Below are 23298 nucleotides of genomic sequence, written 5' to 3' on the forward strand. Positions count from 1 at the left end.
TGCGCAGTGCTGCGACGGCGGGCGAACCGTGCCTGAGAGAAGGGCAGTTGACAACTCTGGAAGCCCCGGGACGGGCCTCTGGCGGAGTCACGGCAGGCGAGTACCGTGATGTTCGTTAGGAAGTTAACTAACGAAGTACAGTGCGTCAAGAGGAATCCCATCGCCGCATCCACGGAGCCGTTCGCGAAGCCGACCGCCCCGGGGAGAGCGGCCCGTGACCTGTGTGGGGTAACTGTTGGAACAAGACCTGGCAAGAGCCCCCCGACTGACCGAGAGCGCGGCCGCGGTGTTCGCCGTGCTGGCCGGGGCCGGCCATGCGACCCGGCCCCAGCTCGCGAGCCTCGCGGGCCTGTCCAAACCGACGGTGTCCTCCGCCGTCGCGGAACTGGAGAGCGTCCGGCTCGCCGCCCACTCCGGCACCGCCTCCAGCGGCACGGGGCGCAATGCCGCCGTCTACCGTCTCGGGCCGGCCGCGGGGGCCGTGCTCGCCGTCGACCTCGGCCCCGCCCTCACCCGGGTCCGCGGCTGCGCCCTGGACGGCACGCTGCTCGCCGAGGCCACCGGGCCCCGGGAGGGCGCCGCCGACGTCGTGCGCGAGGCGCTCGACGCGCTGCCCGCCGGCGCCCCGCTGCGGACCATCGTCGTCGCCGTCGGTGACGTCACCGCGCCGCGCGAGGAGGGTGCCGGCATGCGTCCGGCGACCGCAAAGGCCGGTCCGGTCTTCGACGCCGTGACCGTCGCGCTGCCGCCGGGCGTCCCCGTCCACCTGGAGAACAACGTCAACTGCGCCGCCCTCGCCGAGCTGCACGAAGGTGCCGCCCGGGGCCGGAACATCTTCGGCTACCTGCGGATCGGCGTCGGCATCGGCCTCGGCATCGTCGTCGGCGGCCAGGTGCTGCGGGGGGCGAACGGTGCCGCAGGTGAGCTGGCCCGGATTCCCTATCCGTGGGACGACGGACGCGAGCCCCGTCACGAGGCCCTGGAGGAGTACATCGGCTCGCGTTCCCTGCTGCGGCGCGCTGCCGAGGCCTGGCCGGGCACCGACGGGCCGTGCCCCGGCACCGTCGAGGAGCTCTTCGCCCTCGCCGGACAGGGCCGTGCCGCCGCCCGGGCCGTGGTCGACCGCCATGCCGTGGACGTGGGCCGGCTGGCCGCCGCCGTGACCGCGGTACTGGATCCGGGGCTGGTCGTGCTGGGGGGCAGCACCGGCGCGTACCCGCAGCTCCTGCACGGTGTCCGGGCCGAGCTCGCCCGGCTGAGCTGGCCCACCGAAGTCGTCAGCAGCACGGTCGGCGATCTCGGTACCGTCGTGGGCGCCGCCAGGCTCGCGGTTTCCCGAGGAGTCCAAACCGTGACCGAGGTCGCCGGGGCGAAGGATTGACGGCCTCCGACTCGTCGTGCCAATGTCCGGACAAGCGCTTTCTGAGTCGGCCGGGACGCCGACTCCGGGTGAGCCTCCCGCCCGTACGCGAAGTACGGCAGCCGCACGAGGGCGTGCTTGTGCGACGCCGGCCGTCATGGCCGGGGACCCCACCCGTCAAGGCGACGCGGCCGGGCGAGGCCGCGCCCCTAGAAAGCGAAATTTCCTGCAAAATGCACCCGTGCCGCCTCGGCTGGCGCCGTGCTTCTTCCGCTACGAAGAAAAGGGATCGAAGATGATCAGTGTGGGTGTGCGGCGCTCCCGCCGACTCGGCCGCGGCGGTATACGCCGCGTGGTTCCCCTCGCTGCCGTGGCCACGGCAGGTGCCCTTCTGCTCACCGCCTGCGGGTCGGGGTCCGACTCGGGCGGCACGTCCAAGTCGCTGACGTTCTGGATCTCCACGGTTCCGGGGCAGGACGCGGGCTGGAAGAAGATGGTGTCGCAGTACAAGAAGGACACCGGCGTCACCGTCAAGCTCGTCAACATCCCCTACGACGGCTACACGACGAAGCTGCACAACGCCGCCCAGGCGAACTCTCTGCCCGACGTGGCGGCCGTGCCGGCGCTGGACCCGATCTGGTCGAGCAAGCTGATCGACCTCAAGTCCATCGCCGACAAGAAGAGCAACAAGATCAACACCAACTTCCTCGCCAAGGACTCGTCCGGCAAGGTGCTGGCCATCCCCTCGGACGTCACCGCGTCCGGCATGTTCATCAACAAGTCGCTCTTCAAGAAGGCCGGCGTCTCCTTCCCGACCTCGCCCCAGAAGACCTGGACCTGGACCGAGTTCATCGAGGCGGCGAACAAGGTCCGCGAGAAGACCGGCGCCAAGTACTCCCTGACCTTCGACCAGTCGCCGTCCCGGCTGCGCGCCATGGTCTACGAGATGGGCGGGAAGTACGTCCACGCGGACTCCTCCGGCAAGTTCTCGGTGGACGCGGCCACCAAGAAGGCCGTGAACACCTTCGTCGGGTGGAACGACAACAAGACCATGCCGAAGTCGGTGTGGACCAGCGGCGCCGACCCGTCCGCCATGTTCCAGAGCGGTGACGTGGTCGCCTACTGGTCCGGTGTGTGGCAGGTCGCCGCCTTCTCCGAGAGCATCAAGAAGTTCGACTGGGCCAGCGTCCCGACCCCCGCCCAGCCGGTGCAGGCCAGCGACGTCAACAGCGGCGGCCTGATGGTCGGCTTCAACAACAACGGTGACGCGGCCACCGCCACGCAGAAGTTCCTGTCCTGGGTCTACGAGCCGGACAACTACCGCGTGCTGTGCGAGGCCTCCGGCTTCCTGCCGGTCGAGAACGGCCTGAACCCGAAGTACCCCTTCAAGTCCGAGGCGGCGCAGGCGGCGTTCAAGCTGTACAACGAGTCGATCCCGCTCTACGCCCCGATCTCCGGCTACTTCAACGGCGCGCAGACGCAGTGGGTGCTGAAGGGCAAGAGCCTCACCGAGGACCCGACCAAGACGGAGCTCGGCAAGGCGATCAACGGCCAGCAGTCGCCCGACAAGGCCCTGGAGAACATCGTGGCCGGCTACAACCAGCAGGTCGGCGGCGGATCGTAGGCCGCGGGGCCGGGCGGCGGGGGTGAGACCCGCCGCCCGGCCCTCGGCACGCCCCGCGATCCGGGCTCACGGCGTGAGCCCACCTGCAATCCCTTCCACCAGCACGGAGTCAGGAAGATGACCACACACGCCTCGGCCGTGTCCGCGAGCCCGCCCAGGAAACGCAGTAAGTACACTCTTGCGCCGCTCGTCCTCATCGCGGCCAATGTCGTGCTCTTCGCGCTGTTCTTCGTCTGGCCTGCGGTGATCGGACTTGTCTACTCCTTCACGAACTACACGGGCGTGGGGGTGTTCCAGTGGGTCGGACTGGACAACTACGACAACCTGTTCGGGGACTCCACGTTCTACGACGCGCTGAGCCGAACGCTGCTGTACACCGTCCTCTTCGTCCCGCTGAACTTCGCGCTCTCGCTGCTCGCCGCCAACCTGGTGGTGAACAAGCACGCCAAGGGCTCCTCGGTCGCCCGCGTCATCTTCTTCATCCCGTGGCTGCTGTCGCCCATCGTCGTGGGCGTCCTGTGGCGGTGGATGTTCGGTGAGAACTTCGGACTCGTCAACTACGTCATCGAGAAGTTCGGCGGAGACGCCGTTCCGTGGCAGTCGAACGCGGACCTGTCGCTGCTGGTGGTGGTGATGGCAGCGGCCTGGGCCTGGACCGGCTTCACGATGCTGCTGTTCATCGCGGCGATCAAGAACGTCCCGGTGTCGTACTACGAGGCGGCCGAGCTCGACGGAGCCGGTCCGTGGCGCAAGTTCGTCAGCATCACGCTGCCGAGCATCGCGCCCACCTCGTTCATCGTCATCCTGCTCAACACGATCAACGCGATGAAGGAATACCCGGTGTTCGTCGCCCTCAACAACGGCGGACCCGGAACCTCGAACAACCTGCTCGTCCAGTACATCTACGAGACCGGCTTCAAACGGGGCCAGATCGGCTACGCGAGCGCCGCGTCGTTCGTGCTCATGCTCATCCTGATGGCCGTCGCGATCATCCAGCTGATCGTCAACCGGCGGGTGGAGAACCGATGACAACCACAGACATGCCCCGCCCGCTCGACGCCGACGCCAAACAGCACGTGTCCAAGAAGCCACCCCGCAACGCGGCCGGCGGCGGGCTCCGGCGGGCGGTGCCCGCGACGACTCTGCTGTGGATCCTGGCGTGCCTCTACGGGGTCCCGGTGCTGTGGTTCATCCTCAGCTCCTTCAAGCCGGCCAGCGACCTGTTCTCCTATCCGCTGACGCTGGTCCCGGACAACCCCACCCTGACGGGCTTCAAGGCGGCGTGGGACAGCGCCAACTTCTCCCAGTACTTCCTCAACACGGCCATCGTCTGCGTGATCACGACGATCCTCACGGTGGGCGTCAGCTGCTGCACCGGGTACGCGCTGGCCAAGTACGACAACCGGTGGCTCAAGGCCTTCTTCCTCTGCATCCTGGCCACCACGATGCTGCCGGGCGAGGTCATGCTCGCCCCTGAGTTCCTGGTGGTCCGCAACCTCGGCCTCTACAACTCGTTCGCCGGCATCATCCTCCCGGCCGTGCTCACCGCGACCGGATGCTTCATGTTCCGCCAGTTCTTCCTGACGGTGCCCGACGAGCTCGTGGAAGCCGCGCGCATCGACGGCGCCCGTGAACTGTCGATCTTCCTGCGGATCATGGTGCCGATCTCCCGGCCCATCATGCTGACCCTGGCCATCCTGTCCTTCCAGTGGCGCTGGAACGACTACATCTGGCCGCTGCTGATGCTCAACGACCCCAACAAGTTCACCGTGCAGATCGGTATCCAGAGCATCGTCGGCGCCCAGAACATCAACTGGTCGGTCCTGCTCGGCGCGTCGGTCATCTCCATGATCCCCCTGATCGCCGTCTTCCTGGTCTTCCAGCGCTACGTCATGGGCGCCGACATCAACGCCGGACTGAAGGACTGACCTTGCCCACCCCGCTCGACCACGAGTTCGTCCGGTCGGCGGCGGCCGCCGCCGACCGGCTCGCCGCCCCGCTGGCCGCCCGCCCCGACGAGGAACCCGCAGGTGTGCCCCACCGCGCCCTGGCACGCCGGGTGAAGACCCTGATCGCCGCGTACCGGTCCCCGGATTCGGCGCTGCACGGCAGCGGGCAGGCCGTCGCCGCCGCGACGACCCACCTGCGAGCCCTGCGGGCCGCGCAGACGGCCACCGGCCTCTTCGCCGGCGGCGACAACGTGCAGTCCCCGCCGGACTCCGCGTTCACCGTCAACGACGTGTGCGACGCGCACGTCCTGGCCGCCGGCGGGGGACCGGAGCTGCGCGACGTCACGGCCGCGCTCGCCGAGATCGCCCGCGCCGCCTCCGGCAGTCTCCTGACCGGCGGGGTGCACACCCCGAACCACCGCTGGGAGCTGTGCGCCGCGCTGGCCCGGCTGCACCGGTCGTTCCCCGACGACCGGCTGCTCGACCGCATCGAGGAGTGGCTCGCCGAGGGCGTCGACATCGACGCGGAGGGCCTGTACTCGGAACGCAGCGCCAACTACGCGGCGTACGTCTCCAACCCCTCGCTGCTGCTGCTGGCCGGTGTCCTCGGCCGTGCCGACCTGCTGGACGCCGTGGAACGGAACCTCACCACCACCCTGGACCTCCTCAGGCCGGACGGCACGGTGGAGACCGTCCACTCGCGTCGGCAGGACCAGAACCACCCGTTCCCGCTGGCGCCCTACCTGCCGCACTACCGGCTGCTCGCGATCCGCACCGGCCGGGGCGATCTCAGCCGGGCGGCGACGCTGGCCGCCGCGGGCGGCATCGACGACCCCGACCTGCTCGCCGAGACCCTCCTCACCCCGGACCTGTGCCGCGTGCTGCCGCCCCCGGCCGCGGAGCCCCTGCCGCGTGACCGGTACCTCACCACCGCGCGCCTCGCCGCACGCGCCACGGCCACCGCGCACACGGTGGTGTACGGCGGCTCCGACGTGCCCGAGCACCGGCGCATCCGTTCGGGTCTCGCCTGCAACCCCACCTTCCTGCGCCTGTTCGCCGGCGACGCGGTCCTGGACTCGGTCCGCCTCTCGCGGGGCTTCTTCGACCTGGGCCCGTTCCGCGCCGCCGACATGCGACAGGCCGCCGACCACCGGTACCGGCTCACCGAAACCCTCACGGCCGCCTACTACCAGCCGCTCCCGCCGGGTGAACGTCGGGACGACGCCGCCTACCGGATGGCGGACGAGGGACGTTTCTCGGCCGCGATGGCCTTCGCGGACCGGCCCCGCGACGAGGTATCCCACACGACCCGCGTCGAGGTCGACCTGCGGGAGGACGGCGCCGACCTGCGGATCGACATCAGCGGACCACGGGTGCCCTGGGCCCTGGAACTGACCTTCCGGCCGGGCGGCGTGCCCGAGGGTGCCGTACCGATCGGCGACGGGCGCTGGTGCCTGGGGACCGGGCCGGTGACCTACCGGGCCGGTGCCGACGGGATCCGGATCGAGGCCGACGTCCAGGCAGGTGAACCGCTGGCCGGGCCCGACCGGAGCGAGGTGCTGCAGTACGACCCGGGGCAGGACTACACCGTCGTCGGCGGCACCGACGCGACGACCGGGAACCGCATCTACCTCGGCGGACTCGGCCCGCACACCCTGACTGTCGCCCTGCGCGCCCACCGGTCGGCACCTGCCGTCTGACTCGGACGACCGACGCCGTGGCCCCCCGGCCACGGCGGGCTGCCCCCGGCGCACACCCCTCACCGGCCGGACGCCGCTGCACCGCTCAGCGGCGGCTTCCGGGAGGGTGCGGCGGCCATGGCCCCAGGACGGGAAGCCCCTCCGTCGCGACGGGCAGGGTGGCGGGGAGGCGCCCCGCCATCCAGGCGGCCAGGTCGCGCACCCGCCCGGTGACGACCGGGTCCGGCCCGCCGTCGCGGGCCCATTCCCCCCGCACGTCCCGGGCGCGCACGCGAGTGCCCGCCGGCAGCCGGCACAGCAGGAAGTCGATGGCGTGGCAGGCCAGTTCCTCAGGCCAGTGCCCCGGCCGTACGCCGAGGTCCAGGTCGACCCTGTGGATCCACACTTCGCGCCTGCGGGCGTGGACCGTCGCCGTGACGTCCGCGTCCCGGAACGTCACGGGCCGGTCCCAGTCGGCATCGGTGAAGCGGGTCCGGACCGACTCCAGTTCCGCCGAACGGGCGGCGAGTGCGGCACGGTGCCCGGCGGCACTTCGGCCCGCGCCGGCCTCGATGATCGCGTTCCGCTCCTCGGTGCCGCCGTCGTGGGCCGGCACGAGTTCCCCGCGCAGGGCGTGCTCCGCGAGACGCGCGAACATCCGGGCGTTGTCGGTGAGGTGGGCCGGCACGTGCCCCCGAGACCAGCCGGGAAGGGCGGACGCCGCACGGACCTGCTCGTCGTCGAGCGGGGCGGCGAGCCGGGCCGGCACGGCGTGAGCTCTGATCACCTCGGTCACAGGGGGGCGCGCGAATTTCCCTCCTGCGCGTCGGCGGCCGGGTTGCGGACGGGCGGTGCCTGCGCCGCGAGCCCCCGGAGGGGATCACCGCTGAGCCTGCACACCTTCCACTCGTCCATGAACTCCACCCCGAGCGACGTGTAGAAGTCGATCGTCGGCGTGTTCCATGCCAGGACCCACCACTCGAAGCGGTCGTACCCGTTGCGCCGGCAGATCGCGGCGAGGGCGGCGAGCAGGGCCTTGCCGTGGCCCGCGCCGCGAGCGTGCGGACGGACGTAGAGGTCCTCCAGGTGCATGCCGCGGGTGCCCGTCCAGGTCGAGAAACGCGGGAACCACAGGGCGAAGCCCATGATGTCACCCCTGCCGTCATCCTCGGCGATCAGGGCGAAGGCGGCCGGGTGCTCACCGAACAGAGCCTCGCGCAGCTGCCCCTCGGTGGCCCGTGCCTGCTCCACCGCCCTTTCGTACGCGGCGAGTTCGCGAATCATCGTGCGGATCTCGGGGATGTCGTCCGGGGTGGCGGCTCTGATCATGCGGCAGATCATGCCCCATCGCCGAGATGCCCGGAAACCGCTTGCCGGAACGCGTCAGGTCGGTGAACCGGAGGGACGTCCACCCTCCGTCGTCGCGCTCGTCGGCGCCGCCGCGGGCCTGGACGCCTGAGCGCGTTCAGGCGCGCACACGTGGCATCGCCGACTCCGGCACCACCAAGTCAGCCCGCCCCCGGGTCGACGCGACCAGTTCGGCGTTGCGCTCGTCCGAGCGTGACACCCACGCCTCCGCCTCCTCGTGTGTCTTGCCGAACCGCTCGTGGCGGGCCACCAGACGGCGGACGCGCACGCGCTCGGGCAGCTCGCAGAACCACACCTCGTCGACGAGGGGACGCACACGCGACCACGAACCGGTGCCCAGCAGAAGGTAGTTGCCCTCGGTGACGACCAGACGGGCCGTCGGGAGCACCGGGATCGCGCCCGCGATCGGCTGCTCCAGGCCCCGTTCGAAGCCGGGCGCGTAGACGACGTCGTCGCCGGCCTCCTCGCGCAGCCGTGTCAGCAAGGCCGCGTACCCGGCCGCGTCGAACGTCTCGGGCGCGCCCTTGCGGTCCCGCAGGCCGAGGCGCTCCAGTTCGGCGTCGGCGAGGTGGAAGCCGTCCATGGGGAGGTGCGCGACCCATGGGGCACCGGTGCCGTTCAACTCCCGCACCAGATGCTCGGCGAGCGTCGACTTGCCCGCCCCGGGGCTGCCCGCGATCCCGAGGATCGCGCGACGGCCGCCCCGGGGCAGGGCCCGGGCACGCTGGAGGAGGTCGTCGAAGGTGAGCGGCACAGGGAGAGTCTGTCACCCGGCAGCGGATGCGGACGCCGGGCGCCCCGCCCCCTCGCGCCCCCGGCGTGTGGCGTGCGCCACTCACTGGAACATCTCCGCGAGGGGAACCGGTCCTGTATGACGCAGCTCGGTCTTCCCGAAAGCATCCATGCCTGTCTGTTCGACCTCGACGGCGTCGTCACCAAGACGGCCGTCGTGCACGCGGCCGCGTGGAAGAAGATGTTCGACGCCTTCCTGCGTGAGCGCGACGGCGCGGATTTCCGGCCCTTCGAGGCGGCGGACTACGACGAGTACGTCGACGGGCGGCCACGCGCCGACGGGGTGCGCACCTTCCTCGCCTCCCGCGGCATCGACCTGCCCGACGGCGACCCCGACGACCCACCCGGCGCCGGAACCGTGCACGGGCTCGGCAACCGCAAGAACGAGCTCGTCCTCGAGAAGATCCGCACCGAGGGCGTCGAGGCCTACGAGGGCACCCTGCGCTATCTGGAGGCCGTCCGCGCCCACGGGCTCAGCACCGCGATCGTCTCCTCCAGCGCCAACTGCCGTGACGTGCTCCGCTCGATCGGCGCCGAGCACTTCTTCGACGTCCGCATCGACGGCGTCGTCGCCGCCGAGCGCAAGCTGCCCGGCAAGCCGCAGCCCGACACGTTCCTGGCCGCGGCCGAGGACCTCGGCGTCCAGCCCTCGGAAGCGGCCGTCTTCGAGGACGCCCTGGCCGGCATGGACGCGGGCCGCGCGGGGCGCTTCGGATACGTCGTCGGAGTCGACCGGGTCGGGCAGAGCGACGCGCTGTACCGGCACGGCGCCGACATCGTGGTGCAGGACCTCGCCGAACTGGGGGACACGCGGTGATCGCACAGCGGGCGTACAACGTCGAGCCCTGGACGGTGCGCGAGACGGAGCTCAACCTCGACGTCCTGGCACAGAGCGAGTCCGTGTTCGCCCTGTCCAACGGCCACGTCGGCTGGCGCGGCAACCTCGACGAGGGCGAACCCCACGGCCTGCCCGGCTCCTACCTCAACGGCGTCCACGAACTGCACCCGCTGCCGTACGCCGAGGCCGGCTACGGCTATCCCGAGTCCGGCCAGACCTCCATCAACGTCACCAACGGCAAGGTGCTGCGCCTGCTCGTCGACGACGAGCCGTTCGACCTGCGCTACGGGCGGCTCGTCACCCACGAGCGGACCCTCGACCTGCGGCGGGGCGTCCTGGAGCGGGTCTGCGAATGGACCTCACCGGCCGGCTCGACCGTCCGGGTGCGCTCCACCCGCCTGGTGTCCCTCACCCAGCGCGCGATAGCCGCCGTGGCGTACGAGGTGGAGCCCGTCGACAGCCGGACCCGCGTGGTCGTCCAGTCGGAACTCGTGGCCAACGAGAGCCTGCCCGAGCCGGACGGCGACCCGCGTGCCGCCAAGGCACTGAAATCGCCGCTGGAGCCGGAGGAGGACCTGGCCGAGGGCGGCAGGCTGCGCCTGGTCCACCGCACCCGCCGCAGTGGCCTGAGGGTCGCCGTGGCCGCCGACCACACCGTCGACGGGCCCGAACGGACCACCACGAGCAGCGAGAGCAACGTGGACGTGGCCCGGCTGACCATCACCTCCGTCCTGGAGCCGGGGGAGCGGTTGCGCGTGGAGAAGCTGGTCGCGCACGGCTGGTCCGGTGTGCGCTCCCGGCCCGCGATGAGCGACCAGGTCGAGGCGGCCCTCGCCGCGGCCGGGCACAGCGGCTGGCAGGGACTGCTGGAGGACCAGCGGGCCTACCTCGACGGCTTCTGGGCGCGCGCCGATGTCGAGATCGACGGCGACGAGGAGATCCAGCAGGCCGTCCGCTTCGCCCTCTTCCACGTCCTCCAGGCGGGTGCCCGCGCCGAACAGCGCGCCATCCCCGCCAAGGGACTCACCGGCTCCGGCTACGACGGCCACGCCTTCTGGGACACCGAGGCGTTCGTGCTGCCGCTGCTGACCTACACCGCGCCGAAGTCCGCCGCCGAGGCCCTGCGCTGGCGCCTCGACACATTGCCCGCCGCCCGGGAACGCGCCACCCAACTCGGCCTGCGCGGCGCCGCGTTCCCCTGGCGCACCATCGCGGGCTCGGAGGGCTCCGCGTACTGGCCGGCCGGCACGGCGGCCTTCCACGTCGGCGCCGACATCGCCGACGCCGTCGTGCGGTACGTGGCCGTCACCGGCGACGAGACGTTCGAACGCGAGGTCGGCGTGGAGCTGCTGGTGGAGACCGCCCGTCTGTGGCGCTCCCTCGGTCACCACGACGACCGGGGCGTCTTCCACATCGACGGCGTCACCGGGCCGGACGAGTACAGTGCCATCGCCGACGACAACACGTACACCAACCTCATGGCCCGGGCGAACCTGCTGGCCGCCGCCGACGCGTGCAAGCGCCATCCCGACGAGGCAGCGCGGCTCGGCGCCGACGAGGAGGAGAGGGCCGCCTGGCGGGACGCCGCCGAGGCCATGAACGTCCCCTACAACGACGAACTCGGCGTGCACGAGCAGCACGCCGGCTTCACCCGCCACCAGCGCTGGGACTTCGACCGCACCGGCCCGGGCCAGTACCCCCTGATGCTGCACTTCCCCTACTTCGACCTGTACCGCAAGCAGGTGATCAAGCAGGCGGACCTGGTGCTGGCGATGTACACCTGCGGCGCCTTCTTCGAGGAGTACTTCGACGAGGAGCAGATCGCCCGCAACTTCGCCTACTACGAGCCGCTGACCGTCCGCGACTCCTCCTTGTCCGCCTGCGTCCAGGCCGTGATGGCGGCCCGCTCCGGCCACCTCGACCTGGCCGCCGACTACACGGCCGAAGCGGCGCTCATGGACCTCGGCGACCTGGAGCACAACACTCGCGACGGACTGCACATCGCCTCGCTGGCCGGCACCTGGATGGCGCTGGTCGCCGGGTTCGGCGGCATGCGGTGCAGCGACGGCGCGCTGCGGTTCGCGCCCCGCCTGCCCGGGCGGTACAGCAGGCTCGCCTTCACGGTGGGTTTCCTCGACCGGTGCCTGCGCGTGGAACTGACCGCCGACCAGGCCACCTACACGCTGAACTCCGGCACGCCCCTGACCATCCGGCACCACGGCACCGAGCTCACGGTGAGCGAGGACGCCCCCGTCTCCCGGCCGATCCCCGAGCCGACCCACCGCCCGGCCCCGAGCCAGCCCCCGCACCGGGCCCCGCACGCCCGCTGATTCGCGCCACGAGTCAGGCACATGGCCGAGTTCCGCCCTGCACCTCCCCGCCCCGCGGGTTAGCTTGATCATGTTTTCCGATCATCGGGGTAAGGGGCGGAACATGCCTGGTGGCGCGAACGCCATCCTCGTCCGCAGGCGCAGACGCGAACAGGCGGCCGGGCCGCGCACCGTCTTCACGGCGCGCGGCAACAGGCCGCTCGCCGTCCTGGCCGCCGTCTTCGTCCTCGCGCAGCTCGTCCTCGTCCGGCCCGTCCTGGGCCTCGGCTGGGACGAGATCGTCTACGTCAGCCAGGTCACCTCCCACCACCCCGCGGCCTTCTTCAGCGCCCCCCGCTCCCGCGGCGTCTCGCTGCTGGTCGCACCCGTCGCGTCCTGGTCGTCGTCCGTCCCGCTGCTGCGCGTCTATCTCGCCCTGCTGTCGGGCCTCGCCCTCTACCTGGCCCTGCGTTCCTGGCGGGGTCTGTTCCCGGCCCGCGTCCTGGTCGTCGCCGGTGCCCTCTTCGCCTCGCTGTGGATGACCCTCTTCTACGGCCCGCAGGCCATGCCCAACTACTGGGTCGCGATCGGCGCCCTGATCAGCGTCGGCTGCTTCCTCCGAGCGCGGACCGAACGTTCCTCTCCGGCGCTCCTGTGGGGCCTGGGAGCCGGTGCCGCGCTCATGGCGTGGATGCGTCCCACCGACGCGGCGTACCTGGCCGTGCCCCTGCTCGTCCTCGCCCTGGTGCGCCGGCACCGGCGCATCCTCCTCGTCCTCTCGGCAGGCCTCGCTGCGGGCGCGGTGCCCTGGGTGATCGAGGCGTACGTGAGCTATGGCGGGCTGGGCGAGCGGCTCGCTGAGGCCTCCCGGATCCAGGGCGGACTGGGCTGGCGGATCGCCGTCGACGACCAGCTGCGCAGTCTGGGCGGACGGGCCCTGTGCCGGCCGTGCACCGGGCCGATGCCCAGCCCCCTGGTCACCGTCTGGTGGTTCGCCCTGCCGGTCCTCGCCGGTCTCGGAGTGGCCGTCGCGGGCCGGGCCCGGCGTCTGGAGCGGACCCTCGTCCCGTTGGCCTGCGCGGCCACGGCCGCGCTGCCGTACCTCTTCATGATCGGCTACGCGGCGCCCCGTTTCCTCCAGCCCGCCTACGCGCTGCTCGCGATCCCGGTCGCCGACGCCCTGTGGCACCTGCTCAGAACGCCGGGCGGAGCCTGGCGCCCGGTGACCGCCCCGCTCGTCGCGCTCGCCCTGGCCGGGCATCTCGCGGCGCAGCTCGCCGTGCTGGACGGTGCCGTCTCCCGCAACACCGAGAGCCGCCGTGACTGGGGCCGCACCGCCGACGCCCTGCACCGGCTCGGTGTCCGCAGCCCCTGTCTGCTCACCGGCCACGAGGCCATCCCGATCGGCTACTACACCGGCTGCTCCTCGGGGGCGACGTCCGGGAACAACGAGAACACCACCGCGGCGGACATCCTGCGCACCGCGGAGCGTCGCCCGGTCGCCCACCTGGCACCGGCCGGCGGCACGCCGCCCCGCTACGCGCGGTCCTGGCCCGTCCACCGGATCTCGGACCTGGACGTCCGCGTGGCACCGCGCCGCTGACCCCCCGATCGCGTTTCCGGCCCGTCCGGCTCAGGCAGGAGTCGGGTTGACGGTCACTGAGGGGGGAACGGCATGACGGCGAGCGAGCACGAGGGCAGGCTGGGCGAGGAGTTCTTCACCCCGGGCTGTTCGTCCTTCACCGACTTCCTGGCGGCCCACCGCCCCGAGCTGCTGAGCACCCGCCGCGTCCTGCCGCACGGTGTCCGCGCCGAGGGCGCCCCGCACGGCACGACCGTACTGGCCCTCACCCACCGGGACGGCGTACTGATCGCGGGCGACCGGTGGGCGACGATGGGCAACCTGATCGCCCAGCGCGACCTGGAGAAGGTGCACCCCGCGGACGACCACTGCGCGGTCGCCTTCGCGGGCACGGTCGGGCTCGCGGTGGACCTGGTGAGGCTGTACCAGGTCGAGCTGGCGCACTTCGAGAAGATCGAGGGCATCCCCATGACCCTCGCCGCGAAGGCGACCCGGCTGGCCACCATGATCCGCGACAACCTGGGCCAGGCCATGCAGGGCCTCGCGGTCGTCCCGCTGCTCGCCGGCTACGACCCCGCGGCCCCCGAGGGGCAGCAGGGCCGCATCTTCCCCTTCGACGTCGCCGGCGGCCGCTACGAGAAGTCCGGCTTCCACGCGGAGGGCTCCGGATCGCCCTACGCCCGGGGCGCGCCGAAGAAGCTGTACCGCCCGGGGATGTCCCGCCGCGAGGCGGCTCTGGCGGCCCTGCAGGCGCTGTACGACGCGGCGGACGACGACTCGGCGACCGGCGGTCCCGACCTCACCAGTCGCATTTTGGAGGCACCCGGCCGGCTCGACCGCCCGGCGCCGGTCCGGCGGAGTTTTCGGTTCCATGGACAAGACCTGTCACCGGCTTTACTGCACACCACTTGCAGGTACAGCAGGATGGCACGAGGCTGTTCACCGCAGCCGTCCGTCCGACAGAAAGACCTTCCCCCCGATGACGGCCGCCCCTGAGTCCACTCCGCCCCTCCCCGCCCCGGCCCCCGCCCAGCGCACGGCCTGGCACCGCGTCCGCACGTCCATGACGCGGCGGGAGTGGGCCAGGGCCGGGGGGATGGCGGCCTTCATCCTGGCCCTGCATCTGATCGGCTGGTTCACCCTCGTCGAGGTCGTCGCCCCGGAGCACCACGCCATCGGATCGCAGACCTTCGGCATCGGCATCGGCGTCATCGCGTACACGCTCGGCATGCGGCACGCCTTCGACGCCGACCACATCGCCGCCATCGACAACACCACCCGCAAGCTGATGGGAGAGGGGCAGCGGCCGTTGTCCGTGGGCTTCTGGTTCTCCCTCGGCCATTCCAGCGTCGTCTTCGCCCTGGCCTTCCTGCTCACCCTCGGGGTGAAGACCCTGGCCGGGCCGGTCCGTGAGGACGGCTCCGCCCTGCACGACGTCACCGGCCTGATCGGCACGACCGTCTCCGGCACGTTCCTCTACCTCATCGCGGCCGTCAACCTCGTCGTCCTGGCCGGCATCTGGAAGGTGTTCCGCGCCATGCGCTCGGGCCGCTACGACGAGGCCGCACTGGAGGAGCAGCTGAACAACCGCGGGTTCATGAACCGCCTGCTGGGCCGGGTCATGAAGTCGGTCTCCAGGCCCTGGCACATGTACCCGCTCGGCCTGCTGTTCGGCCTCGGCTTCGACACCGCCACCGAGATCGCCCTGCTCGTCCTGGCCGGCTCCGGCGCCGCATCCGGACTGCCCTGGTACGCGATCCTGTGCCTGCCCATCCTGTTCGCCGCGGGCATGTGCCTCCTCGACACCGTCGACGGCTCGTTCATGAACTTCGCCTACGGCTGGGCCTTCTCCAAGCCCGTCCGCAAGGTCTACTACAACCTCACCGTCACCGGCCTGTCCGTCGCCGTGGCCCTGCTCATCGGCACGGCCGAACTCCTCGGCCTCCTCGCCGGACGACTCGGCCTGCACGGTCCCTTCTGGGACTGGATCTCCGGCCTCGACCTCAACGTCCTCGGCTACGTCGTCGTCGCCCTGTTCCTCGCCACCTGGGTGGTGGCGCTGGTGGTGTGGAGGGTCGGACGCATCGAGGAGAAGTGGTCGGGGGACCTGGCGGGGCCGGAGGGCGGCGTCAGGTCATGACGGCCATGGCATGGGCGAGCGCGAGGATCACCGCAAGGCCGACGGCGGCCACCGCGAGCACGCCCGCGCCGAACAGGCACGTCACCACGGACATCCCGGTCCAGGCGACCCGGCGGGCGCGCGGCCTCCCTGGCCACGTCGCCGTCCTCGTACCCGCCGTCATCAGCCATGTCACCCTCCCGGCGGGGAGACTGCGGCCAGGTGCTCACGCCCCCAGCCGCAGCTCCTTGCGCCACTTGGTGATCTGTTTCTCCGCATCACCGGTGTACGACCACGGCGTGCGCGTCGCACGGGGCCCCAGCATGCCCAGCAGGACACCCGCGATGTCCGTGGCGCCCGCGGAACAGGCCGCGTGGGCCAGGTAGTTGAAGTCACGGAGCTCACCGGGAGCGATGCCGGTCTCCCTTCGGCCCATCACCCAGCGCTGCCAGGTCCGCCGCAGGTCGCTCGCCGCGCCGTCGTGACTCCAGTGCTGGGACAGGCCCACGGCGGAGTGCCTGCCCTGCGCCGCGTCCAGGGCGAAGCGGTACTCCTCGACCCGGGCGTACTGCACCAGCACCGGCAGCGGACAGCCGGGCGGCGCCACTCCGGCCGCGTCCCGCGCGAAGTCGTACATCAGGCCGTGCGTGCCGTGCCAGCGCGCCGAGTAGTAGTGCAGCACCTGCAGGTGCCCCTCGACGCTGTAGGGATCCCGGCCGTGCAACTCGTCCCACCAACGCCCCAGTTCCTGTCGGCGCACGCCCCTCGGGTACAGGCGCGCCACCGAGATCAGCGACACCCACGGCGTCGGGTCCTCCGGGTGCGCCTCCGCCGCCGTCAGGCAGGCCAGCACCGCCGCGTCCACGCGGTGCTGGTCGATCGGTACGCCCCGCCCCGCCGCGATGGCCACGTTGAAGGTGCGGGCGGTCTCCGTCGCCGCCCGCAGCACCAGCGCGTCGGCGCTGTGGGCGTCGGCCGAGAGCCAGGACTCCACCGTCGAACTGCCCGCGCACACCTGCGCGAGCTGCCGGATCCGGTGCCCCCGGGCCGTCCAGTCGTGGCCGGTGGCGGCCAGCAGGTCCCGCAGCCCCTGCCAGCGGCCGATCACGACGTCCTGGCGGGCGGAGGTGAGGTCGGTGTCCCCGCAGTCGGGGTCGAAGTCGGGAGTGAAACCGCGTCTGAGACCGCGTGCCATCGGTGTCCCCCTCAGAAGTCGGTGGACAGACCCTCGTGGACCCGGGCGTGTGCGTCCTGTTCGTCGGGGACGTAGTCCGTCTCGACCGCGCGCGAGGCGTCCAGCTTCGCGGGCCGGTAGTAGTCGCTGCCCTGCCTCCAGTACCAGAGCATCGGGACGAGCCCGACCGCGAGGCCGCCGATGCCGATCGAGATCGCGGCGCTGCTCAGCTCTCCCAGCGACTCCACGAACACCCAGAACATGAACAGGGCGCCGCACAGCGGCCACAGGCCACCGAAGAGGAAGTTGGCCGGGGACTTGAACAGCATCTTCCGGTACGCGACGACCACCGCGAGTCCCGCAAGACCGTAGTAGACGGCGATCTGCAGGCCGATCGCCGAGATGGCGTCGGAGAGGATGTCGCCCACCGAGCCCAGGGCGTTGGCGGCGATGAACATCGCCAGCGCCACCGCCCCGACCACCACGATCGCCACCCAGGGCGTGTTCCACCGGCGGTGCACCCGGCCCAGCGCCGACGGCATCGTACGGTCCCGGCCCATCGCGAACAGCGAGCGCGTCACCTGGATCAGCGTCGTCTCCAGGGTGGCGATGGTGGACAGCATCACGGCCACGATGAGCAGCTTGCCGCCCCAGCCCGGCCAGATCTCCTCGCCGAGCACCGCCAGCACGTTCGCGTCGTTCTCCTCGATCTGCTTCGAGGTCAGGATCACGTTCACCGCGATGGTGAACACCTCGAACAGCAGGAACACGATGCCCACCCCGATCAGGCCCGCGAGGCCCGTCGTACGACGGCTGTTGCGGGTCTCCTCGCTGAGGTTGCTGGTGACGTCCCAGCCCCAGTAGTAGAACGCCGCGATGAGCGCGCCCGAGGCGAAGCCCGCCATGCCGTCGAAGTGCGAGAAGCCGAGCCAGGACCAGTCGAAGGCGCGGGCGTGGCCGGTGTGGAAGAAGGCGAGCACCGCGAACAACGCCAGGACTGCCAGCTCGACGCCGGACATGATCAGCTGGGCGCGGACCGTGAGCCTGGCGCCGCCGAGCACCACGCCCAGCATGACGAGGAACCAGGCCGCGCCGACCACCGTGGACAGCGCGGTGTCGTCCGCGAGGCCCTCGTCGAAGAGCGCCAGCGTCATCGAACCGGCGGGCAGCGACCCGGCCACCATGAAGATCGTCGCCGAGATCACCAGAGCCCAGCCGCTGATGAAGCCGAGGAAGGGGTGGAGCGTGCGCCCCACCCACGAGTAGCTGGCGCCCGCGTTGACGTCGATCCGGCCGAGGTAGCTGAACGCCAGCGCGATGCCCAGCATGGGTATCGCGCAATACAGCAGGGCGGCCGGACTCGCCAGTCCCACCGCGCCGACCAGCACGGCGGTGGTCGCCGCCAGCGAATACGCCGGGGCGCTGCCCGCGACCGCCATCACCACGGTGTCGAACGTGCTGAGGACATTGGCCTGCAGCCCTCTGCCCCTGCTGTAGCTCATGGATGCGCTGCTTTCACTTGTGCGCGACCGGAGGCGGGCAGGCCGTCCCGGAGGCGTTGGGGGGTGGGGGTGGAGCTCGCCGCCGGACGGAGGAAGGGTGGCCTCGGTTTCGGTGGCGTGAGAAGGGGTGGCGGATACCCGTGCTGCCGCCGCGTCGACAGCCGGTCACACCGTGTGTGCGAGTGATGATAGCCCTACTGATTGAGCTTTCAAGATTAACCGGCGGGTAATCTCCGGTGCCTCGCAAGGTTTTGACTTCCTGTTGGTGCCCCCGACGTCCGGGCACTCTGCCGGTGCCGGCCGGCGTCCGCCGAGGTTAGAGCCCGCGTAACGGGAAACGCGGAACGGACAGGCGAGACGAACGAGCCGAGAAGCGGACAGGAAGGCAGGAGTGATGGGCACGGAACCGATGCGCCCCGAACCGATGGCGGACGACGCGTACCAGCCCACCGGTACCAACGAGGAGCAGGAGGACGCCGCGCCGCTGGACCTGCAGGACGCCATCGACGAACGGACGTACGACGACACGCTCGACGAGGGCTACTCCCCGCCGGAGAAGCCCTTGGGCGTCACCAAGCGCGGCACCACCGCGGCCGAGCAGCACGAGGGCGAGAGTCTCGACGAACGGCTGGCACAGGAGGTCCCCGACGTGTCCGCCGAACCGGCCGGGGACGGCGTGGGGGACACCCCCGACAGCGACGGCGAACCGGTGGACCCCGAGGCGGGCACCGCCCGCGCCGGCCGCCTGGTCGCCCCGGACGAGGGCGCCCACACCGACACCACGAAGGAGACCGTCGCCTCCGACGTCGGCATCGACGGCGGGGCGGCCGGCGCGGAGGAGGCCGCCGTGCACGTGGTGGAGGACGACACCGCACTGCCCGGGGACGACGGCAGCGTGTGACCCGTCCACCGGCGTGCGGCAGTGCCGGCACCCGTGAAGCCACCGGGCCCGTGACGCCGAGCGTCACGGGCCCGGTGGCTCCCTGCGCGGCGAGGGCGCCGACGGGAGAATGGCTAGGGCAGCAGTTTCTCCAGGGCGGCAGGTCCCTCCGCCGCCAGCTTGCGCCTGGCCCACTCGAGGGTGTGCGGGTTGAGGTCCTTGCCCGAGGCGAGGACGAGGTCCTCCGGCGACACGTCGGTGCCGGTGCGGGCGTGGAGCAGGCGGTCCGGGGTGGCTCGGTCCTCGGGCGGCCGGGAAGCGGCAGGCTCTGACGTCGACATGTTCTCTGCTCCTAGGGTCCGGATCGCTGGGGAGGCCCCGGTGCTGAAAAACCGGTCCGATATCACCATTCCCCGCGGAAGCGCGGCGTGCATCCGGAGAGCGCGGCCCCGGCCCGGGCGCCCCGTTCGGACGACCATGGATGTCGCGGGGTCCTCCTCCGGGTGACGGTGGAACCACGTGTCCCTGCTACTGACAGGAGCTTTTCCATGCGTACGCGTGTGACTGCCGCAGCCGGTCTGGCCTGCTCCGCCCTGCTCGCCTTCGCCGGTACGGCGAGCGCGAACGACGGCCCCGTCGGTATAGCCGTCGGTAGCCCCGGCGTTCTCTCCGGCAACGTCGTGCAGACCTCGATCGACATCGACGCCAACATCTGCGGCAACACGGTCAACGTGTTCGGGGCGCTCAACCCGGCGATCGGCAACAAGTGCACGATCAAGGACTGACACATCGGTCGTGACGTGCCGGCGGCGGCCCGCGTGCATCGCGGGCCGCCGCCGGCCGTCGATGTCAGACCCCGCCCGCGCCGTCGCGCGTACGCGGCGCGAGCACCAGCATCGTGACGTCGTCCTGCACGTCCGGGCAGTGCCGTACGAGATCGGTCCAGACCCGCTCCGCCAGCGCGACCGGATCCTCGGCGGCCAGGCCCGGCAGCCGTTCCGCCAGCGGGTAGAAGGCCCCGTGCGTGTCCCTGGCCTCGGTCACCCCGTCGGAGGCGAGGAAGAGCCGGTCACCGGCCCTCAGCGGCACCGAGACGACCCGGGGCGGGGCCGCCCCGGCGAGACCGAGACCCAGCGGTGTGCACGGCTCGACGTCCAGCTCGACGGCCCGGCCGCCCCGCAGCAGCAGGGGCCCGGCCTGCCCGCACGCCACGATCCGCACCAACCGGGCGTCGGCGGAGAAGTCGAGCAGCACCGCCGTCGCGAACAACTCGGCGTGCGGATCGCCCGCGGAGTCCACCGCCAGCCTCCGGTCGAGCCGGGCCGCCACCGCCTCCGGGTCCGGCTGGTCGAGCACCGCCTCCCGGAAGGCGCCCAGCAGCGAGGCGACCGTGGCCACGGCCGAGAGCCCGTGGCCCTGCACATCGCCCATGACCGCCCGTACGCCGTAGGGGCCCGCCCGTACGTCGAAGAAGTCACCGCCGACCAGCGTTCCGCGCTGCGCGGCCCGGTACAGCCCCGCGCACCGCACCGGCCCGACCCGGTCCGGCAACGGCGGCACCACGGCCCGCTGCGCGACCTCGGCGACGGCCCGCTCGGTGACCAGCTGCGCGTCCCGCCGGGATCGGACGTACGACAGCAGCACGCTCAGCACCGAGACGAAGCACACGGTCAGCAGGTCCGTGCTGCCGGGATCGTTGAGGTTGAAGACGGGCACGGTCAGCACGACCACCACCAGCGCGCCGAGCACCGCCGTCGCCACCGGACCGTGCGCCAGCACGGCCAGCGGCGGGATGGCACCCAGCAGGAAGCCGATGTCGAGCGGATCCGGGGTGATCAGCTCCGCCAGGCAGACGCCCGCCAGCAGTGCCGACGGCAGCACGCGGGCCCAGAGCGGCGGAGGTGCGCCACGCAGCCAGCCACGCCGGTCCGAGTCCCGGCGCGTCGGCCGGCCGCGCACACTGCTCACACCACCACGCTGCTACGGCCGACCGGCCGCCGCACCCGGGACCGCACCGCCGCGGGCCGCCGGGAGGCCACCCCTCGGGGGCTACGGCTGGCACCCGGCCACCCTCTCGAGCGGTCGTCCCACTGTGCCGTAAATCGATGGACCTCCCGCCCGAAGATCCCGTAGCGTGTGCCGCGCCACGCCCCGAGACCTGCGGAAGGAGGGCAGAGCCGTGCAGTTCACACAGACCCCGCGCTCCCTCCCCGTTGTCCCGGCGTGCTGCGACTGACCGACCGGGAGCGCTCCGAGCGGTATGCGTCCCGGAGGACACCCCATGACCGACGTGGTCATCCGCGCGCTCGACACGAGCGACGCCGAACTCTTCGACACCCTGCCCGACCCGCTGGGCGCCCGTGAGGCCCACCGGCTTACCCGGCACCGCCCCGACTGGAAGCGTGTGGCCCTGCGCGACGGGCGCGTCGTCGCCCGCGGCGCCTGGTGGGGCGGTCCCGACGACAGCGAACCCATCAACCTCAACTGGTTCGACGTGGCCGAGGGCGAGGAGGAGGCGGGCGCCGCACTCCTGCGTTCCGCCCCCTGGCAGGTCGAACTGGAGCTGAACCTGCCCGCCGGCTGGCGTGACGACCCGGCCCTGCGCGCCGCCGCCGAGACCTGCTTCACCGCCGCCCGGACCGCCGGCTACGACCTCCTGGTCGAACGCCTCCTGTACCGCTGGACCCCCGGCCTCGGCCTGCCCGAGCGGCCCGGCCGTCTGGAGTTCCGCGCCGAGCCCGACGACGCCGTGTTCTTCGACGCCCTGCGCCGCATCCACTCCGTCACCCTGGACGCGCACGCACTCAAGGCCATCGAGAAGGGCGGGCTCGACCGGGCGGCCCAGGAGGAACTCGACTTCTTCCACTGGTGCCCGTCGCCGCGCGAGTGGTGGCAGGCGGCGTACACGCCGCGGGGCGACCTGGCCGGCATCCACATCCCGGCCCACAACCCGGCGGGGCCCTGCATCGGCTTCATCGGCGTCCTTCCGGAGCACCGCGGCCACGGCTACGCCTACGACCTGCTGGCCGAGTGCACGCACTTCCTGGCCGAGCAGGGGGCGGACTTCGTCGCCGCCGCCACGGACCAGGGCAACTTCCCCATGGCGGCGAACTTCGCCAAGGCCGGCTACCCGGTGGTGAGGGAGCGGCTCAACTTCGAACCGGCGTAGGGAACAGGGCCGCCCGCGCGCTCAGGGGTTCAGCAACTCCTCCGCGGCCGTGAGGATCTCCGTGACCCTCAGGCCGAACGCGGCGTCGCAGGCGTGCGGGCGGCCGGTCCGAGCGGCGTCGAGCAGCGCGTCCGCGGCACGCATCAGTGCGGGCACCGCCCCGTCGGAGCCGTCCGGAAGCGCCGTGACCCCGGCCTCCCCGCGCAACTCCAGGGCGGCACCGGCCGCGGCGGGCGGCGCCGTCAGGCTCAGGGTGAGGGTGCTCGACGCGCCACCGCTGTGGTCGAGGACGACGTGCGCCGTGTCGCCCGGGCCGTACGCCGCCGCGGTGACGCGCCGCACGTCGCCGAGGACCGGCAGCAGGACGGACAGGGCGTGCGGGCCGACGTCCCACAGGGCGCCCTTCTCCCGCCGCCACGGCGTCGCGAAGGGGCTCTCGCTGGTGAACACGGCCCCGAGCCACTCGGCCCGGGCCGTGAACCAGCCCGGCACCGCCGCCTGTTCGGCGATCCACGCCGCCGGCCCGGGCTGGAAACGGGTCGTGAAGAACACGACCGAGGCGACACCGGCCTCCCGGGCCGCCTCGACCACGGCTCGTCCCTGCTCCACCGTCGGCGCGAGCGGCTTGTCGAGCAGCAGATGGCACCCGGCCCGCGCCGCCCGCGCGGCGAGTTCGGCCTGCACCTGCGGCGGCAGTGCGACGGCCACCGCGTCCACGTCGGCGAACAGTTCGTCGGCATCGTCATAGGCACGGACCCCGTGCCGCTCGGCCAGTTCCTTCGCGGCTTCGGGGCGACGGCCCCACACCCCCGTGAAGTCCAGCTCCCCGTGCCCGCTCAACGCGGGGGCGTGGGCCATCCGCGCCCAAGGTCCGGTGCCGAGCAGTCCTATGCGCATGCCGCCGCCTCTCCACGCTGCCAGAACGACGAGCGTGCCATACGAGAACGGCCGGT

General features: G+C 71.7%; 21 protein-coding genes. 13 read left to right on the forward strand and 8 right to left on the reverse strand.

The genetic code is table 11. The features are described 5' to 3' along the window. Positions 1-235 precede the first annotated feature (235 nt). The 5 genes from AB0F04_RS19995 to AB0F04_RS20015 all read left to right on the forward strand — a co-directional run bounded on the left by AB0F04_RS19995 (position 236) and on the right by AB0F04_RS20015 (position 6633). Complete coding sequence (locus AB0F04_RS19995) at positions 236-1381, forward strand: ROK family transcriptional regulator (protein ID WP_362043259.1); 1146 nt, start codon at positions 236-238, stop codon at positions 1379-1381. 274 nt (positions 1382-1655) lie between these two features. After that, positions 1656-2984 (forward strand): extracellular solute-binding protein, encoded by a 1329-nt coding sequence (locus tag AB0F04_RS20000; RefSeq protein ID WP_362043260.1) that lies wholly within the window; start codon positions 1656-1658, stop codon positions 2982-2984. Between the two features lie 117 nt (positions 2985-3101). Then, a complete protein-coding gene (locus AB0F04_RS20005) occupies positions 3102-4013 on the forward strand; it encodes a sugar ABC transporter permease (protein ID WP_362043262.1) in 912 nt (303 codons plus the stop codon). Continuing rightward, on the forward strand, positions 4010-4912 hold the full coding sequence (locus tag AB0F04_RS20010; protein WP_362043263.1) for a carbohydrate ABC transporter permease: 903 nt from the start codon (positions 4010-4012) through the stop codon (positions 4910-4912). The genes AB0F04_RS20005 and AB0F04_RS20010 overlap by 4 nt, the downstream gene beginning before the upstream one ends. A gap of 2 nt (positions 4913-4914) precedes the next feature. Next, on the forward strand, positions 4915-6633 hold the full coding sequence (locus AB0F04_RS20015) for a hypothetical protein (RefSeq protein ID WP_362043265.1): 1719 nt from the start codon (positions 4915-4917) through the stop codon (positions 6631-6633). Between the two features lie 85 nt (positions 6634-6718). On the opposite strand, the gene AB0F04_RS20020 is transcribed toward AB0F04_RS20015, so the two are convergent. From AB0F04_RS20020 to AB0F04_RS20030, 3 genes are all read right to left on the reverse strand, one after another. After that, positions 6719-7399 (reverse strand): maleylpyruvate isomerase family mycothiol-dependent enzyme, encoded by a 681-nt coding sequence (locus tag AB0F04_RS20020; RefSeq protein ID WP_362043267.1) that lies wholly within the window; start codon positions 7397-7399, stop codon positions 6719-6721. 5 nt (positions 7400-7404) lie between these two features. Then, the gene (locus tag AB0F04_RS20025; RefSeq protein ID WP_362043269.1) at positions 7405-7941 is read right to left on the reverse strand and encodes a GNAT family N-acetyltransferase; all 537 of its coding nucleotides are present in this window, start codon (positions 7939-7941) and stop codon (positions 7405-7407) included. A gap of 136 nt (positions 7942-8077) precedes the next feature. After that, positions 8078-8734 (reverse strand): nucleoside/nucleotide kinase family protein, encoded by a 657-nt coding sequence (locus tag AB0F04_RS20030; RefSeq protein ID WP_362043271.1) that lies wholly within the window; start codon positions 8732-8734, stop codon positions 8078-8080. Between the two features lie 117 nt (positions 8735-8851). Here AB0F04_RS20030 and AB0F04_RS20035 point away from each other — a divergent pair, with 117 nt between their 5' ends. From AB0F04_RS20035 to AB0F04_RS20055, 5 genes are all read left to right on the forward strand, one after another. After that, positions 8852-9589, forward strand: a complete 738-nt coding sequence (locus tag AB0F04_RS20035; RefSeq protein ID WP_362043273.1) for a beta-phosphoglucomutase family hydrolase — start codon at positions 8852-8854, stop codon at positions 9587-9589. Next, a complete protein-coding gene (locus tag AB0F04_RS20040) occupies positions 9586-11940 on the forward strand; it encodes a glycosyl hydrolase family 65 protein (protein ID WP_362043275.1) in 2355 nt (784 codons plus the stop codon). The genes AB0F04_RS20035 and AB0F04_RS20040 overlap by 4 nt, the downstream gene beginning before the upstream one ends. A 103-nt stretch (positions 11941-12043) precedes the next feature. After that, positions 12044-13522 (forward strand): hypothetical protein, encoded by a 1479-nt coding sequence (locus tag AB0F04_RS20045; RefSeq protein ID WP_362043276.1) that lies wholly within the window; start codon positions 12044-12046, stop codon positions 13520-13522. Between the two features lie 72 nt (positions 13523-13594). After that, positions 13595-14497 (forward strand): proteasome subunit beta, encoded by a 903-nt coding sequence (gene prcB / locus AB0F04_RS20050; RefSeq protein ID WP_362043278.1) that lies wholly within the window; start codon positions 13595-13597, stop codon positions 14495-14497. Further along, a complete protein-coding gene (locus AB0F04_RS20055) occupies positions 14481-15641 on the forward strand; it encodes a HoxN/HupN/NixA family nickel/cobalt transporter (RefSeq protein WP_362043280.1) in 1161 nt (386 codons plus the stop codon). The genes prcB and AB0F04_RS20055 overlap by 17 nt, the downstream gene beginning before the upstream one ends. A 205-nt stretch (positions 15642-15846) precedes the next feature. Here the strand turns inward: AB0F04_RS20055 and AB0F04_RS20060 are convergent, their stop codons facing one another. After that, a complete protein-coding gene (locus tag AB0F04_RS20060) occupies positions 15847-16815 on the reverse strand; it encodes a hypothetical protein (protein WP_362043281.1) in 969 nt (322 codons plus the stop codon). Between the two features lie 11 nt (positions 16816-16826). Then, positions 16827-18296 carry an APC family permease gene (locus tag AB0F04_RS20065; RefSeq protein ID WP_362043283.1) on the reverse strand — a complete coding sequence of 490 codons (1470 nt, stop codon included), beginning with the start codon at positions 18294-18296 and terminating at the stop codon, positions 16827-16829. A gap of 409 nt (positions 18297-18705) precedes the next feature. On the opposite strand from AB0F04_RS20065, the gene AB0F04_RS20070 reads away from it, so the two are divergent. Continuing rightward, positions 18706-19197, forward strand: a complete 492-nt coding sequence (locus AB0F04_RS20070) for a DUF5709 domain-containing protein (RefSeq protein WP_362043528.1) — start codon at positions 18706-18708, stop codon at positions 19195-19197. Between the two features lie 113 nt (positions 19198-19310). Here AB0F04_RS20070 and AB0F04_RS20075 read toward each other — a convergent pair whose 3' ends face one another. Continuing rightward, a complete protein-coding gene (locus AB0F04_RS20075) occupies positions 19311-19517 on the reverse strand; it encodes a hypothetical protein (protein WP_362043285.1) in 207 nt (68 codons plus the stop codon). Positions 19518-19724: 207 nt separating this feature from the next. On the opposite strand from AB0F04_RS20075, the gene AB0F04_RS20080 reads away from it, so the two are divergent. Then, complete coding sequence (locus AB0F04_RS20080; RefSeq protein WP_362043287.1) at positions 19725-19961, forward strand: chaplin family protein; 237 nt, start codon at positions 19725-19727, stop codon at positions 19959-19961. A gap of 64 nt (positions 19962-20025) precedes the next feature. On the opposite strand, the gene AB0F04_RS20085 is transcribed toward AB0F04_RS20080, so the two are convergent. Next, positions 20026-21144 (reverse strand): PP2C family protein-serine/threonine phosphatase, encoded by a 1119-nt coding sequence (locus AB0F04_RS20085; RefSeq protein WP_362043289.1) that lies wholly within the window; start codon positions 21142-21144, stop codon positions 20026-20028. 313 nt (positions 21145-21457) lie between these two features. On the opposite strand from AB0F04_RS20085, the gene AB0F04_RS20090 reads away from it, so the two are divergent. Further along, complete coding sequence (locus AB0F04_RS20090; protein ID WP_362043291.1) at positions 21458-22345, forward strand: GNAT family N-acetyltransferase; 888 nt, start codon at positions 21458-21460, stop codon at positions 22343-22345. A 21-nt stretch (positions 22346-22366) separates the two neighbouring features. Here AB0F04_RS20090 and AB0F04_RS20095 read toward each other — a convergent pair whose 3' ends face one another. Continuing rightward, a complete protein-coding gene (locus AB0F04_RS20095; protein ID WP_362043292.1) occupies positions 22367-23242 on the reverse strand; it encodes a Gfo/Idh/MocA family oxidoreductase in 876 nt (291 codons plus the stop codon). Positions 23243-23298 lie beyond the last annotated feature (56 nt).

This window comes from Streptomyces sp. NPDC029041, assembly GCF_040637515.1.
Classification (GTDB): domain Bacteria; phylum Actinomycetota; class Actinomycetes; order Streptomycetales; family Streptomycetaceae; genus Streptomyces.

Excerpts from the sequence above, each read along its gene's own strand:
- AB0F04_RS20000 (WP_362043260.1), top strand. The coding sequence starts at position 1,656 with ATGATCAGTGTGGGTGTGCGGCGCTCCCGCCGACTCGGCCGCGGCGGT.
- AB0F04_RS20005 (WP_362043262.1), top strand. The coding sequence starts at position 3,102 with ATGACCACACACGCCTCGGCCGTGTCCGCGAGCCCGCCCAGGAAACGC.
- AB0F04_RS20010 (WP_362043263.1), top strand. The coding sequence starts at position 4,010 with ATGACAACCACAGACATGCCCCGCCCGCTCGACGCCGACGCCAAACAG.
- AB0F04_RS20025 (WP_362043269.1), bottom strand. The coding sequence starts at position 7,941 with ATGATCAGAGCCGCCACCCCGGACGACATCCCCGAGATCCGCACGATG.
- AB0F04_RS20035 (WP_362043273.1), top strand. The coding sequence starts at position 8,852 with ATGACGCAGCTCGGTCTTCCCGAAAGCATCCATGCCTGTCTGTTCGAC.
- AB0F04_RS20045 (WP_362043276.1), top strand. The coding sequence starts at position 12,044 with ATGCCTGGTGGCGCGAACGCCATCCTCGTCCGCAGGCGCAGACGCGAA.
- prcB (WP_362043278.1), top strand. The coding sequence starts at position 13,595 with ATGACGGCGAGCGAGCACGAGGGCAGGCTGGGCGAGGAGTTCTTCACC.
- AB0F04_RS20055 (WP_362043280.1), top strand. The coding sequence starts at position 14,481 with ATGACGGCCGCCCCTGAGTCCACTCCGCCCCTCCCCGCCCCGGCCCCC.
- AB0F04_RS20060 (WP_362043281.1), bottom strand. The coding sequence starts at position 16,815 with ATGGCACGCGGTCTCAGACGCGGTTTCACTCCCGACTTCGACCCCGAC.
- AB0F04_RS20065 (WP_362043283.1), bottom strand. The coding sequence starts at position 18,296 with ATGAGCTACAGCAGGGGCAGAGGGCTGCAGGCCAATGTCCTCAGCACG.
- AB0F04_RS20070 (WP_362043528.1), top strand. The coding sequence starts at position 18,706 with ATGCGCCCCGAACCGATGGCGGACGACGCGTACCAGCCCACCGGTACC.
- AB0F04_RS20075 (WP_362043285.1), bottom strand. The coding sequence starts at position 19,517 with ATGTCGACGTCAGAGCCTGCCGCTTCCCGGCCGCCCGAGGACCGAGCC.
- AB0F04_RS20080 (WP_362043287.1), top strand. The coding sequence starts at position 19,725 with ATGCGTACGCGTGTGACTGCCGCAGCCGGTCTGGCCTGCTCCGCCCTG.
- AB0F04_RS20090 (WP_362043291.1), top strand. The coding sequence starts at position 21,458 with ATGACCGACGTGGTCATCCGCGCGCTCGACACGAGCGACGCCGAACTC.
- AB0F04_RS20095 (WP_362043292.1), bottom strand. The coding sequence starts at position 23,242 with ATGCGCATAGGACTGCTCGGCACCGGACCTTGGGCGCGGATGGCCCAC.